12 protein-coding genes are annotated in these 13,383 nt (G+C 47.9%); 9 read left to right on the top strand and 3 right to left on the bottom strand.

The window, feature by feature from the left end; all coding sequences use genetic code 11:
* Window positions 1-79 precede the first annotated feature (79 nt).
* On the bottom strand, window positions 80-3,682 hold the full coding sequence (rne, locus tag Q1B47_RS04365; protein ID WP_299789192.1) for a ribonuclease E: 3,603 nt from the start codon (window positions 3,680-3,682) through the stop codon (window positions 80-82).
* A 592-nt stretch (window positions 3,683-4,274) separates the two neighbouring features.
* On the opposite strand from rne, the gene rluC reads away from it, so the two are divergent.
* On the top strand, window positions 4,275-5,234 hold the full coding sequence (gene rluC, locus Q1B47_RS04360; RefSeq protein WP_299789189.1) for a 23S rRNA pseudouridine(955/2504/2580) synthase RluC: 960 nt from the start codon (window positions 4,275-4,277) through the stop codon (window positions 5,232-5,234).
* On the top strand, window positions 5,231-5,875 hold the full coding sequence (locus Q1B47_RS04355; RefSeq protein WP_299789186.1) for an HAD-IIIA family hydrolase: 645 nt from the start codon (window positions 5,231-5,233) through the stop codon (window positions 5,873-5,875). The genes rluC and Q1B47_RS04355 overlap by 4 nt, the downstream gene beginning before the upstream one ends.
* Window positions 5,876-5,935: 60 nt before the next feature.
* Here the strand turns inward: Q1B47_RS04355 and Q1B47_RS04350 are convergent, their stop codons facing one another.
* Both Q1B47_RS04350 and Q1B47_RS04345 read right to left on the bottom strand, forming a co-directional pair.
* Window positions 5,936-7,291 (bottom strand): GGDEF domain-containing protein, encoded by a 1,356-nt coding sequence (locus Q1B47_RS04350; protein WP_299789183.1) that lies wholly within the window; start codon window positions 7,289-7,291, stop codon window positions 5,936-5,938.
* Between the two features lie 139 nt (window positions 7,292-7,430).
* A complete protein-coding gene (locus Q1B47_RS04345) occupies window positions 7,431-8,036 on the bottom strand; it encodes a Maf family protein (RefSeq protein WP_299789180.1) in 606 nt (201 codons plus the stop codon).
* A gap of 338 nt (window positions 8,037-8,374) precedes the next feature.
* On the opposite strand from Q1B47_RS04345, the gene yceD reads away from it, so the two are divergent.
* The 7 genes from yceD to acpP all read left to right on the top strand — a co-directional run bounded on the left by yceD (window position 8,375) and on the right by acpP (window position 13,229).
* On the top strand, window positions 8,375-8,899 hold the full coding sequence (gene yceD, locus Q1B47_RS04340) for a 23S rRNA accumulation protein YceD (RefSeq protein ID WP_299789177.1): 525 nt from the start codon (window positions 8,375-8,377) through the stop codon (window positions 8,897-8,899).
* Window positions 8,900-8,916: 17 nt separating this feature from the next.
* Window positions 8,917-9,087: a 50S ribosomal protein L32 gene (gene rpmF / locus Q1B47_RS04335; protein ID WP_020913118.1), complete on the top strand. Its 171-nt coding sequence runs from the start codon at window positions 8,917-8,919 to the stop codon at window positions 9,085-9,087.
* Window positions 9,088-9,102: 15 nt separating this feature from the next.
* Entirely contained in the window at window positions 9,103-10,131 is a 1,029-nt protein-coding gene (gene plsX / locus Q1B47_RS04330) for a phosphate acyltransferase PlsX (RefSeq protein ID WP_299789174.1), read from the top strand.
* Between the two features lie 11 nt (window positions 10,132-10,142).
* Window positions 10,143-11,102, top strand: a complete 960-nt coding sequence (locus Q1B47_RS04325) for a beta-ketoacyl-ACP synthase III (protein WP_299789171.1) — start codon at window positions 10,143-10,145, stop codon at window positions 11,100-11,102.
* 51 nt (window positions 11,103-11,153) lie between these two features.
* A complete protein-coding gene (fabD, locus tag Q1B47_RS04320) occupies window positions 11,154-12,080 on the top strand; it encodes an ACP S-malonyltransferase (RefSeq protein WP_299789169.1) in 927 nt (308 codons plus the stop codon).
* A gap of 9 nt (window positions 12,081-12,089) precedes the next feature.
* The gene (gene fabG, locus Q1B47_RS04315; protein ID WP_299789165.1) at window positions 12,090-12,836 is read left to right on the top strand and encodes a 3-oxoacyl-ACP reductase FabG; all 747 of its coding nucleotides are present in this window, start codon (window positions 12,090-12,092) and stop codon (window positions 12,834-12,836) included.
* Window positions 12,837-12,995: 159 nt separating this feature from the next.
* Complete coding sequence (acpP, locus tag Q1B47_RS04310) at window positions 12,996-13,229, top strand: acyl carrier protein (protein WP_011496723.1); 234 nt, start codon at window positions 12,996-12,998, stop codon at window positions 13,227-13,229.
* The last annotated feature ends 154 nt before the right edge of the window (window positions 13,230-13,383 follow it).

Genomic DNA, 13,383 nt, shown 5'->3' with positions numbered 1-13,383 from the left:
TCAAATTATCCGCGGTAAGAAAATTAAAAAAGCCATGCTGTCATGCATGGCTTTTTAGAAAAAACAGCTTAACTATAGGTTATGGTTTTGCCATTTCCGAATTAGCCGTATTTGCCGTTCTTGCTTTTTCGGTTGGAGCAGAAGATTCGGAGGCTACATATTGACGTCCGGTTGGCGTCGCAATATTTTCCCGGGTCTCAACAACCGGCTTAGTCATATCCGAAGTCACCATAGTACCGAATCGGCTTCCGGACTTTGGCTGTGCAGCAACAGCGGCTGTTGGTGTTTCACTCTCAACTCTCGAAGTTTCAACCGCTGGAGTAACCTCTGCCTCGGCTTTAGCAACTGCTTCAACCTGTACTTCAGGTTTTGCCGGCGCGGCTTGCGCTTCGGCCTTAACCGGCGCAGCTGGTTTTGCAGGTGCGGCTTGCGCTTCAGCTTTAACCGGCGCAGCAGGCTTTGCAGGCGCGGCTTCTGCTTCAGCTTTAACCGGCGCAGCAGGTTTTGCAGGCGCGGCTTGCGCTTCGGCCTTAACCGGCGCAGCAGGTTTTGCCGGCGCGGCTTGCGCTTCAGCTTTAACCGGCGCAGCAGGCTTTGCCGGCGCGGCTTGTGCTTCGGCCTTAACCGGCGCGGCAGGTTTTGCAGGCGCGGCTTGCGCTTCAGCCTTAACCGGCGCAGCAGGCTTTGCCGGCGCGGCTTGCGCTTCAGCCTTAACCGGCGCAACAGATTTTGCCGGCGCGGCTTCTGCTTCGGCCTTAACCGGCGCAGCTGGTTTTGCAGGCGCGGCTTGCGCTTCGGCTTTAACCGGCGCAGCAGGTTTTGCAGGCGCGGCTTCTGCTTCAGCCTTAACCGGTGCAGCAGGTTTTGCAGGCGCGGCTTGCGCTTCGGCCTTAACCGGTGCAGCAGGTTTTGCAGGCGCGGCTTCTGCTTCGGCCTTAATCGGCGTGGCAGGTTTTGCCGGTGCAGCTTGTGCTTCGGCTTTCTCGCTTGCTTTAGGCTTTGCCGGTGCAGCCGGTTTAGTCGGCGCAGCTGCAACAGATGATGCGGCCTTCGAAGCGTGTTTCTCTTCCGTCACCTGGGGGGCAGGCTGATTCTCGATAGCTTGATTTTCAACTTCGGTTTCATTGGGAATGAACGCCGGTGCAGAATCTGAGGTAGATTCAACTCCGTTATCTTCGTCGCGGCGACGACGTTGACCTGCGGCGCGAAGATGACGAGGGCTTCGACGACTGCGACGTTGACCTTCACGAGGCTCACGTTGATCTTTGTCCTCAGACGATTCAGTTGCTTGCGATGCTGTAGTTTCAACCTCGGCTGTAGTTGAGTCTGCTACCGGTTTAGTCGATTCTTCTACTGCAGGTGCAGCTGGTTGTTCGCCGTGAGCTTCAACTTTCTTTGTCTCTGAAACTTCAGTTATCGGCGCTTCGACTCGAGTTTCAGCTTCCACTTCAACTTTAGCTGCCTTGGCTTCCTGTGGTGCCTGAGCCACCTCTTGCTGAGACTTAGCCTTGTTAGACTTTCTTGGTTGACGCTTGGTACGCGTACTCTTCTCTTCACTCACAACAGCTTTTGCCTGAGTTTCAGTGACGACCTGATTCTCATCTACTACCTGAGCTTGTTCGCTTTCTACGCGGACCTTACGGCGCATATTACGACGTTGACGGCGCTCTCTGGCCACCTCTTGCTTAGGTTGGTTTTTAGATTCGCTGTCACCGCCTTGAGCCTGGCGACGAGACTTGCTGTCACTACGCGACTGACGCTTAGCCTGATCCTCTTTTCCTTTTACCTGTTTATCAAGGTTGTCACCGTCGGCCCCTTTGTTACGGTTACCACGCGCACCCTTGTCACCGGTTTGCTCTTTGTCATCGCGGTTACGTCGATTGTCGTTGCGACGGGTATTACGTCGGTTACTACGGTTTTGACTGTTGCGGCTGGCTTGAGGTTTCTTCTTTGGCTCCTCTTTCTTCTCTTCAGGCTTGAACATTGCGCCTATTGCAGAGAGAAGTTTAGATATCAGGCCTGGCTCGGCATCGGCTTTAGGTGCTGCCTTGACAGTTTTTTTGACCGATGAAGGTTTTTCAACTTTCTTAGTGGGCGCAGAGAAGCCTTTCAGAGCAGGTTGAGGTGGCGCAGCACGTTCAAGCTTGCGCGGCTCGTAAAGTTTTGCTTCTGGCTTATCTAACAGTTTGTAGCTGGACTCACTGATCTGGTCATCTTTACGATGACGCACGACACGGTAGTCAGGTGTTGTCATGTTTGGATCAGGGATCACATACACTTCTACATCATGGCGCTGCTCTGTGATACGTATAGCTTTACGCTTCTCATTGAGCAGGAATGCAGCCACATCGACGGGGACAATCGCTTCGATTTGAGATGTGTTCTCTTTAATCGCTTCCTCTTCCATCAGGCGAAGAATCGATAGTGCTAAGGATTCTGTGCCACGAATGGTTCCCTGACCATGACAGCGAGGGCATAGGTGAGCAGCCGACTCCTCCAGTGAAGGACGCAGGCGCTGTCTGGACATCTCCATCAAGCCGAAGCGGGAGATTCGACCCAGTTGTACGCGTGCTCTGTCATGATGCACGGCATCACGCATTCTATTTTCCACTTCACGCTGGTGACGGACGGGAGTCATATCGATGAAATCGATAACAACCAGACCACCAAGGTCGCGTAAACGAAGTTGACGTGCAATCTCGTCAGCCGCTTCCAGGTTTGTATTCAGTGCCGTCTCTTCGATATCGCCGCCTTTGGTAGCTCGAGCGGAGTTGATATCGATAGAGGTGAGGGCTTCGGTTGGATCGATAACAATCGAGCCACCGGATGGCAGACGTACTTCACGCTGGAATGCAGACTCGATCTGTGTTTCGATCTGGTAATGAGTAAAGAGCGGAACTTCGGCCTCATACTGCTTGATACGGTCGACAAAGTCCGGACGCACAAGCGAAACGTGCTGCTTAGCATCTTCAAAGATACGTGGGTGATCGATCAGTACTTCACCGACATCACGACGAAGGTAGTCACGTATTGCACGTACGATGACATTACTTTCCTGATGAATCAGGAAGGGAGCCGGACGTCCATCCGCTGCCTCTTTAATCGCAGCCCAATGATGCTCCAGTACTTTTAGATCCCACTTAAGTTCTGCTGAGTCTTTACCCACTCCCGCAGTACGAACGATTAAGCCCATACCCTGAGGTACCTGGAGTTCAGACATCGCCGCTTTAAGTTCGGTACGCTCATCACCTTCGATTCGACGGGAGATACCGCCTGCACGTGGGTTATTAGGCATCAGTACCAGATATGAGCCAGCCAAACTGATAAAGGTGGTTAACGCGGCACCTTTGTTGCCTCGTTCCTCTTTATCTATTTGAATGATGACCTCTTGCCCCTCTTTAACCACCTCTTTGATATTTGGGCGGCCCTGGAAAGAGTATCCCTTAGGGAAATATTCTCTGGCGATCTCTTTGAGTGGCAAAAATCCGTGACGTTCGGCGCCATAGTCGACGAACGCGGCTTCAAGGGAGGGTTCTACGCGAGTGATTTTACCTTTGTAAATATTCGCTTTTTTCTGCTCATGACCTGGGCTTTCGATATCCAGATCATACAGTTGCTGCCCATCAACAAGGGCAACGCGCAACTCTTCAGATTGAGTTGCATTAATTAACATCCGTTTCATTATGACGTAATTCTTCTAAAATAAGGTCATCAAACGATTTTATCGGTGCATTACGGGCCTAGCATTAGTAACAAGACCTCACGGCCGGTGTCTAGGCAAGGTGCGCATTTCTGTAAGACGCAGTCACTGCGTGTCGCATCCATTTATGGCTTATTTTTTATATATCTACAAAAACAAGGAATTCGTTGTAAAACGTCAACCAACCCCATAAATTATTCTGTACTTTCCGGTAATGCCAAAATCGAGTTAGTGTGCGTCTGATGATAAGTTAAAATTAAACTTCGAATTTTGGGTGCGATTTTTAGAGAAACCACCATGTAAAGTGGCTTTTCCTATTTGTTTAGTCGTTAAAACTCGTTTTCGGTTTTATATTGATAAAACAACTTGCAAATCAATGATTTGCTACAAATGGAAAAGGTTTTTAGTCTCTGCTTCATGCGCGAGTGTTGTGGGATTTGTGAACACTTTATTCACTGATTGTCCCCAACAGCGGATGAAATATAGCAATAATCAATAAATTCAGCAAATGGAAAGGAACAAAATTCTTGTAACTTGATGTACAATGCGCTTCCAGATGTACAAAAGGCGCACCATGAATACCGAAGCACCCAAACTTAAAGTCCAGTTGGTCACAATTGATGAAGATCATGTCGGGCAACGTATAGATAATTTCCTGTTAACAAAATTAAAAGGCGTACCTAAGAGCATGATCTATCGGATCGTGCGTAAAGGCGAAGTTAGGGTCAATAAAAAGCGGATTAAGCCTGAATACAAGTTACAAGATGGCGATATTGTTCGTGTACCTCCCGTGCGCATGTCCGATAAGGAGGAGCGTCCCGGCCCATCAGCTAAGTTGAGTAAGGTTTCTCAATTAGAGGACCGGATACTTTTCGAAGATAAACATATTATCGTCTTGAATAAGCCTGCCGGTCTTGCGGTTCATGGTGGCAGTGGTGTTGACTTCGGCATCATTGAGGCCATGCGCGCTCTACGGCCTACACAGAAGTTTCTGGAGCTTGCTCACCGTTTAGATAAAGACACATCCGGTGTATTGCTCATCGCCAAGAAGCGTAGTGCATTAAGGCACCTTCATGATCAACTTCGCTTCAAGAAGATGCAGAAAGATTATCAGGCGCTGGTAAAAGGTACCTGGCAGGCTCGTGATAAGGTGATTAAAGCACCTTTGCTTAAGCTCACCCTGAAATCCGGTGAGCGTATAGTACGTGTCAATCAAGAGGGTAAAGAGTGTGAGACCCGCTATAAGATATTACAACGTTATCAAGGGGCGACATTAGTTCAGGCAAGCCCTGTCACGGGAAGGACTCACCAGATCCGTGTTCATTGCCAATACACCGGCCATCCGATTGCATGTGATGAAAAGTATAGTGAACAGAAATTTGATGACAGCATGAGGGCCCTGGGCTTAAACCGCTTGTTTCTTCATGCGGCCCAGTTAAGGTTTACACATCCGGGAACCGATGAGGTGTTAATTGTTAAGGCACCTCTGGATCCTGTTCTTACTCAAACATTAGATAATCTGGTAAAAGTATGAAGCAGTATGAGTTAGTGATTTTCGATTGGGATGGCACCCTTATGGATTCCATCGGCAAAATTGTCAACTGTATGCAGCAGACAGCAGTGACATTGAATGTGTCTATGCCTTCGGAGAGTGCCATTCGGGATATCATTGGCTTGTCTATGAGTGAAGCACTAAATGTGCTTCACCCGGATGCGAGTTCTGACTTTCATGGTGAGATGATTGAGGTATACAGGCAACAGTATCTGCAGCTCAATAAGACTCCGAGCCCTCTGTTCGACGGTGTTGAATCTTTGCTGGCACAGCTCAACCAAATTGGTTACCAGATCGCCGTAGCAACAGGTAAGGCGAGGGCCGGTTTAAACCGCGTTCTTGGTGAAACAGGGCTGAATACCCACTTCGTGGCCAGCAGGTGTGCCGACGAGGCTCAGAGCAAACCTAACCCCGAGATGATTTTCCAGCTACTCAATGAGCTTAATATCTCCCCCGACAAGGCGGTTATGGTTGGTGACTCGGTGCATGACCTCAATATGGCCAACAATGCCGGTATCGATGCGATCGGGGTTAACTATGGTGCCCATGGCATAGAGCAGCTGCAACAGGCGAAGCCTAAGGTTATCGTAAGCTCGCCACTTGAGCTGTTGGATCACCTTTAATCATGAACCAGCCTGAATGTGCGGGGCATTTTAATGTTTGAGCTTTTCAGGTTGGATGACTCACTTAGCTTTCTTTGTTTTATACATATCTCTATCGGCTTTACACAAGATAGCCGATAGGTCTGTTTCATGGCCTTCGGCTATATAGCTGCCGATGCTGGCACTCAGAGGCAGGTGCTGTCCATCGACCGCTATTTTCATGGCTAACAGCTCTGAAAACTTCTCGTTGAGCAGTTTAACTTTTTTACGATAAGTCGATTCCGGCTGACCATAACTGAAGCTGGCTATTACCACAAACTCATCGCCACCCACTCGAGACACCAGTTCATTCTCGCCGGCACTATCCTGAAGACGTGTGGCTACATCGACCAGTATCTTATCTCCCTGGTGATGGCCGAATCTGTCATTTATCTGTTTAAACCCATCCAGATCGATATACATGACGGCAAATCTAAGTTCGTCAGCCTGCTGTGCGGCCATCTTCTGCTCTATTTCTTCGAACAGGGCACGTCGGTTAGACAGACCCGTGAGAGGGTCATGGTTGGCGAAGTGCTCAATCTCCACCTTTGCAGCATGAATTTCGCTGATGTTGTGTGCCGAGACTATGACGCCGATGATATTGCCACTCTCATCATAGTAGGGGTTATGGTGAACATTGAGATACATAGGAGAAGCTTGATTTGGAGGGTGTATCCAGGTTTGGGTATTAAGGGTTTCTCCTGACAGTGATCGATCCAACAGAGGTTTAAGGTGCTGGTCAAACACCTCTTTGCCATGGATTGATTCAACCGTTTTACCGATAAATGACGCAACCGGTCGATCAAATATGGATTCGTAGCCTTTGGAGACAACATGATAGCGGTACTGGTGATCGACAAACGACATAAACTGCTCAGATACCGCGATCATCTCTTTATGCATAGCCAGCTCCCGTGAGATGAGAAGCCGTTTATATTCGACACCTATTCTCTGGGCAAGTAGTCTGAAAAATTCCCGGGACTTCACCGAGTCTGTCTGGGGTTGTGTGTCCATGACCAATATATGCCCAATAGGGCTTCCGTCGTCGGCTAATATCAGCTCAGCCTGATAGCTGTTAGCACCCAGATCTTTTATTAATTGAAAGTCAGGAAACAGGAGTTGAAGGTCTTTTGGATAAAGAATGTGTGTATCAGGGTAGCGTAGTCGGTAGATGGTCTCGCAGGGGGAGCCTTTAAGGCTGAACTCAAAGCCGGGGATGCTGTGCTTCAAATCGCAAAACGCGACCACCTCAGCCATCCCCCTTTGTGGCGAGGGTCTTCCGAACGCTGCCCACCTGCACTGTGTGACCAGTGCCAGTGCCTTTAACGCTCGCTGGAAAAAACGTTCATCGGTGCATGGCGCTGCCAGCAGCGCTAATGCCTCTTCTATATCTGTCATCAACCACTTCCATCGAGCATTGGGTTGATACCTATTGGTATAACGACACAGCACCCGGCTAGTTAATATTCACGGAGTTTTACTCCATTTGTATTCACTATAGTGTAGTGGCTAAGCAGACATTATTCCTGAGCCGGCATTAGTACGCGCTCTTGGGGTGATGATCCAATACCACATATCCCTGACGTGCAAGCATATCGATAAGGGTTATTAAGGGAAGACCGATCAGGGTATTTGGATCTTTGCCCTCTAGTCGATTGAAGAGGGCGATCCCTAATCCTTCACTCTTAAAACTGCCTGCGCAAAAATATGGCTGCTCTTTTCTCAGGTAGTACTCAATCTGTGCCTGGGTTAACGCCCTGAAATGAACCTTAAAGGTCTCACAGCGAGCCTCGGTCTCATTGGTCGTTATATTATGTAGCGCTATGCCGGTATAAAAGGTGATGATCTGATTCGATGCCGAAGTCAGTTGAGAAACTGCGGCTTCATGGTTGAGTGGTTTGCCGATTATCTTGCCGTTGATAACGGCCACCTGATCGGAACCGATCACCAGGCCTTGATCAAATGATTGTGCGCCTGCTCGGGCCTTCTCTTTCGCTAAACGGGTAACATGGGCTTCAGGCGTCTCCTGCGGGAGTGGCGTCTCATCAATATCCGGAGAGCAGCAGCAAAATGGAATGCCTAATTTTGAGAGTATCTCTTTCCGATAGGGTGAGGTTGAAGCTAAAATGATCTGAGAGGGCATAAATTATCTGTTCCTGAACAGAGGAGTTGTTGTGGTCTGAGTAGGTGATTTTTTCACAATAAGCTAAGATTTAGTACCTGAAAGGTGTAAATTAAGCGGCAGTTTCACTTTGTTTCATGTTGAACATCACTCTGTTTTAATTTTTCTATGGATCAAACGGCGCAACCGCTTCTATTTTAATCATGAGATACTTGAGTAAATCAGGCCGCTTGGGTAAAATTTCTAATCCATCAATTTTTGTTTTTAGGGTCAAAATGAACGGTCAATTTACCTTCTTATTTAAAGATGGAAAATTTTCCTTTGACTCTGAGGATTTCAAACTATAATATGCGCGCCTTATGCAAACAGTAAAGATACCGGTTTCAATTGATCCTATACGCGCTTCGGCGAGTCAGCTTTCTTATGAGGGCATGATTCCTGGTAAGCAGTTAAAGCGATTGAATGAATTATGTGCCGGCGACTGTTCCGATGTGACAGTGTCGTTGGAATGTGGCGTAGATATACAGGGGATAGTCTACCTGAAAGGGAAGGCTGTGACGGAGCTCACTCTGAATTGTCAACGTTGCATGACGCTATTTACCACTGAGGTTACGGTCGACTTCAACTTTAGTCCCTGTGGGAGTGAAGCTGAAATCGATGAGCTCCCGGATGCGTATGACCCTATTGAGTGTAATGAAATAGGCGAAGTTCGTCTGCATCAATTGATTGAAGATGAATTGATAGTCGCTATGCCTCTGATACCTGTGCATGCTAACGAAAGTTGTGGGCAAGGGGATCAAGACATAGTAGTAGGCGAGATTGAACCCGCTCAAGAGGAGCGTCCAAATCCGTTTGCAGTGTTAGAAAAACTGAAGAGCAAGTAATCTAGGAGACAGGTCAAATGGCTGTACAGCAGAATAAAAAATCTCGTTCAAAGCGCGGAATGCGCCGTTCACACGATTCATTGAGCACTGCTCAATTGTCAGTGGATGCTACGAGTGGTGAACTACACCGTCGTCACAACGTGACTGCGGATGGTTTCTACCGTGGTCAAAAGGTTATCAACAAGTAATTTGTTGCTACCTTTATGACTAATCTGACGCTTGCGTTAGATGCGATGGGGGGCGATCATGGCCCCCGCATCACAGTGCCTGCAGCCTTGCAGGCACTTCGTTTATATTCCTTTCTAAATATTTTCCTAGTTGGCAATAAAGCTGAAATTGAGAGATACCTTTCTCAAGTTGAAACAGCGGTTCTTCGGCGAATTGAAATCGTTCATACGACAGAAGTTGTCACTATGTCTGATCGCCCCGCCCATGCGCTCAGAAACCGAAAGCAAAGCTCCATGCGGCTGGCTATCGAATTGGTCAGAGATGGTAAGGCGCAAGCCTGTTTGAGTGCCGGCAACACCGGTGCGCTCATGGCCATGTCAAAGGTTTTACTTAAAACGCTTCCGGGTATCGACAGACCTGCACTCGTCAGTTGCCTGCCTGCGGTTAATAAAAAACCTGTCTATCTTCTCGATTTAGGAGCCAATGTCTCCTGCTGTTCTGAAACACTCTTTCAGTTTGCCGTCATGGGCTCAGTGCTTTGTGAAGCCGTTGATAAGAACGCTTCTCCCAAGGTCGCATTGTTGAATGTTGGCATCGAGGAGATAAAGGGTAACGATCAGGTTCAACAAGCGGGTCAACTTTTACAACAAAGTCCACAGATCAATTATACTGGGTTTATCGAAGGGAATGATCTCTTTTCCGGCAGTGTAGATGTGATTGTTTGTGATGGCTTTGTGGGTAACATCACCTTAAAAACTTCTGAAGGTATAGCCCGTTTATTGGTGCATCAGCTGGAAAAAGGGCTTACCAAAGGTTTTTTTGTACGATTAATGGCCAAAATGATCGCCCCTCGTATAAATTCTGTCCTTAATCAGATGAACCCCGACCACTACAACGGTGCAAGTTTGATAGGATTGCGCGGAATTGTAGTAAAAAGTCATGGAAGTGCCGATGAATCCGCTTATTTACAAGCAATTAGTCTAGCTGTTACAGAGGCACAACGTCGACTCCCTCAGATGATTGAAGAACGTCTCGAGTCGATTCTTTTAGACATTAATAACTGATATCTCCTTATATGCATACAAAAATTCTTGGAACTGGTAGCTATCTGCCAGCGCAAGTGCGTAGCAATCAAGATCTGGAACAGATGGTTGAAACCAGTGACCAGTGGATTGTTGAACGTACAGGTATTTCAGAGCGCAGAATTGCCGCTGCCGACGAGTCTGTTTCAACTATGGGCTACGAAGCTGCGGTTAAGGCACTCGAGATGGCAGGTATCGACGCAAGTGAACTCGATATGATCGTCTGCGGTACGACGAGTGCCAGCAATGCGTTTCCTGCGGCGGCCTGTGAAATCCAGGCAAAGCTAGGTGTTCACACCATTCCAGCATTCGATATCGCAGCAGCTTGCTCCGGCTTTGTTTATGCGCTTTCAGTCGCCGACCAATTCGTTAAGTCAGGGGCTGCTAAAAAGATATTAGTGATCGGTGCAGATGTATTATCCCGCCTCTGTGAGCCTGAAGATCGTAGTACTATAATCCTGTTTGGTGATGGTGCCGGTGCCGCTGTGGTGGGTTGTTCAAACGAGCCTGGCATACTGTCTACGCATATCTATGCCGATGGCAGGCAAGGGGATCTGCTCAAGTGTTCTTTTCCTCCCCGTAGCGGAGAGACCTCTGCAGCTGTCGGTTACATGACGATGAAGGGGAATGACGTATTTAAAGTTGCAGTGACTCAACTGTCACAGGTTGTCACTGAGACCCTGAGAATCAATCAGATCGATAAGTCTGAAATTGATTGGTTGGTTCCGCATCAAGCTAACTTCCGAATCATTAAGGCGACTGCCAAGAAGCTCGATATGAGCTTGGACAAGGTGGTATTAACCTTAGCTAAACATGGTAACACTTCTGCTGCATCGGTTCCCATCGCCTTAGATGAAGCTGTCAGAGACGGCCGTATTCAACGAGGTCAGCTGATCCTGCTCGAAGCGTTTGGTGCCGGATTTGCGTGGGGAAGCGCCCTAATTCGTTTTTAACTCTTGTTTAAATCTGTCAGTATTAATTTTTGAATTGTCATAGGATAAATGATGGAAAATTCAGCTTTTATTTTTCCTGGCCAAGGCTCTCAAGCCATTGGGATGTTGGCCGAGCTTGCTGCTGAGCATGAGATCGTTGCTCAAACATTTTCTCAAGCGAGTGAAGTCTTAGGATACGATCTGTGGGAGCTGGTTCAACAGGGACCGGCCGAAACGCTCAACGAAACCGATAAGACACAGCCCGCGCTGCTTACCGCCAGTGTTGCAATCTGGCGAGCATATGAAGCCTCAGGTAAGCCGATGCCGACAGTACTTGCCGGTCATAGCCTGGGTGAATACTCAGCCTTGGTCTGCGGCGGTGTCATCGAGTTTAAAGATGCGGTTAAGCTGGTTGAGTTACGTGGTCAGTTGATGCAGAAGGCGGTACCAGCCGGTAGCGGTGCCATGTTTGCCATCATAGGTTTAGATAATGATGCCATCGCTAAGTGTTGTGCAGATGCAGGGCAGGGCGAGGTTGTCAGCCCCGTCAATTATAACAGCCCGGGCCAGGTCGTTATTGCCGGCAGTAAGGCCGCGGTTGAACGTGCCGCTGCGGCATGTAAAGAGGCTGGCGCCAAGATGGCCGTGGCGCTTCCGGTAAGTGTTCCTTCTCACTGTGAATTGATGCGACCAGCAGCGGAAAAGCTGGCAGTTGCACTAGAGTCAATCGAGTTTAATGCGCCGAAGATTAAAGTAATCAACAACGTCGATGTGGCGAGCCCGGAGGCCGTGACAGAGATTAAAGACGCTCTGGTCAGGCAGTTATATTGCCCGGTCCGATGGTCTGACTCTGTGAGCGCAATGGCGGAAAGTGGCATTACGCATCTTTATGAAATTGGACCTGGTAAGGTTTTGACCGGGCTGGCTAAAAGAATTAACCGATCGCTTACAGCAAAAGCGGTTAACGATGTAGCGTCTTTTGCTGCATTGACCGAATAGGAGTTATTCATGAGTGTTAGTATAGATTTAACAGGCAAAGTTGCGCTTGTTACCGGTGCAAGCCGTGGGATTGGCCGTGCCGTTGCCGAGACGCTGGTCGCTGCCGGAGCAACCGTTGTTGGAACTGCAACGAGCGAGCGTGGCGCCGCAGCGATTCAGGAGTACCTGGGGGATAATGGTCTGGGTCTGGTTCTTAATGTCACCGATGGCCAGTCTGTAACGGATCTTTTCGCACAAATAAAAGAAAAAACCGGAGAAGTTAACATTTTAGTTAACAATGCCGGCATCACTCGTGATAATTTATTGATGCGTATGAAAGACGATGAATGGTCAGATATTATCGATACTAACCTTACTTCGCTGTTTCGTACCTCAAAGGCCGCGATGCGACCTATGATGAAAAAACGTAATGGTCGAATCATCAATATCGGCTCTGTCGTAGGCTCTATGGGCAATCCGGGACAAACTAACTACTGTGCAGCCAAGGCTGGTTTAATTGGATTTACAAAATCTCTCGCAAGAGAGGTTGCATCTCGTCAAATAACAGTGAATGCTATTGCTCCTGGATTTATCCAGACTGATATGACTGATGAGCTGACGGAAGAGCAGCAACAAGCTATTATGTCTCAGGTTCCGATGGAGCGTTTGGGTCAGGCACAAGAGATCGCCAATGCTGTGCTTTTCTTAGCTTCAGACTCCGCCGCATACATCACGGGAGAGACTCTCCATGTGAATGGTGGCATGTACATGGCTTAAGGGTGAATGGCAGAAAATGTGCTTAATTATTGATGATCCTCATCAATATGTGTTTAAATTCGTGGTTAGACCACGAAAGTTAAGCTTGCATTGTGTGCCAAATTGAATAAACTACTCGCAATCTTGCGCAAGTGCGTAATTTGAATAGGAAAGAAACTAATGAGCAACATCGAAGAACGTGTAAAGAAAATCATTATTGAGCAACTGGGTGTTAAAGAGGAAGACGTTAAGTCTGCCGCATCTTTCGTTGACGACTTGGGTGCAGATTCTCTGGACACTGTTGAGTTGGTTATGGCTCTGGAAGAAGAGTTTGACACCGAGATCCCTGATGAAGAAGCTGAAAAGATCACTACTGTTCAGGCAGCGATCGACTACGTTTCAAAGAATCAGTAATCCTGAATTCTAGAAAACAGGCAGCATTTATGCTGCCTGTTTTTGTTTCCGGCTATTGGAATTTTCCGTTCAACTTTTTCATGTTTTGAACTTCATCACTTCTCAATCTGCGCAATTTTGTAACTTGGGTCAGTTTGGGTATATATTTTATTCC

The organism is uncultured Shewanella sp. (assembly GCF_947501225.1).
Taxonomy (GTDB): Bacteria; Pseudomonadota; Gammaproteobacteria; order Enterobacterales; family Shewanellaceae; genus Shewanella.
Note: the sequence above shows the minus strand (reverse complement) of the source record. Positions and strands in the feature narration are given on the sequence as shown.

Coding starts and splice junctions, on each gene's coding strand:
- fabD (WP_299789169.1), top strand. CDS start 11,154: ATGGAAAATTCAGCTTTTATTTTTCCTGGCCAAGGCTCTCAAGCCATT.
- rpmF (WP_020913118.1), top strand. CDS start 8,917: ATGGCTGTACAGCAGAATAAAAAATCTCGTTCAAAGCGCGGAATGCGC.
- Q1B47_RS04345 (WP_299789180.1), bottom strand. CDS start 8,036: ATGCCCTCTCAGATCATTTTAGCTTCAACCTCACCCTATCGGAAAGAG.
- Q1B47_RS04355 (WP_299789186.1), top strand. CDS start 5,231: ATGAAGCAGTATGAGTTAGTGATTTTCGATTGGGATGGCACCCTTATG.
- plsX (WP_299789174.1), top strand. CDS start 9,103: ATGACTAATCTGACGCTTGCGTTAGATGCGATGGGGGGCGATCATGGC.
- rluC (WP_299789189.1), top strand. CDS start 4,275: ATGAATACCGAAGCACCCAAACTTAAAGTCCAGTTGGTCACAATTGAT.
- fabG (WP_299789165.1), top strand. CDS start 12,090: ATGAGTGTTAGTATAGATTTAACAGGCAAAGTTGCGCTTGTTACCGGT.
- yceD (WP_299789177.1), top strand. CDS start 8,375: ATGCAAACAGTAAAGATACCGGTTTCAATTGATCCTATACGCGCTTCG.
- Q1B47_RS04350 (WP_299789183.1), bottom strand. CDS start 7,291: ATGACAGATATAGAAGAGGCATTAGCGCTGCTGGCAGCGCCATGCACC.
- acpP (WP_011496723.1), top strand. CDS start 12,996: ATGAGCAACATCGAAGAACGTGTAAAGAAAATCATTATTGAGCAACTG.
- Q1B47_RS04325 (WP_299789171.1), top strand. CDS start 10,143: ATGCATACAAAAATTCTTGGAACTGGTAGCTATCTGCCAGCGCAAGTG.
- rne (WP_299789192.1), bottom strand. CDS start 3,682: ATGAAACGGATGTTAATTAATGCAACTCAATCTGAAGAGTTGCGCGTT.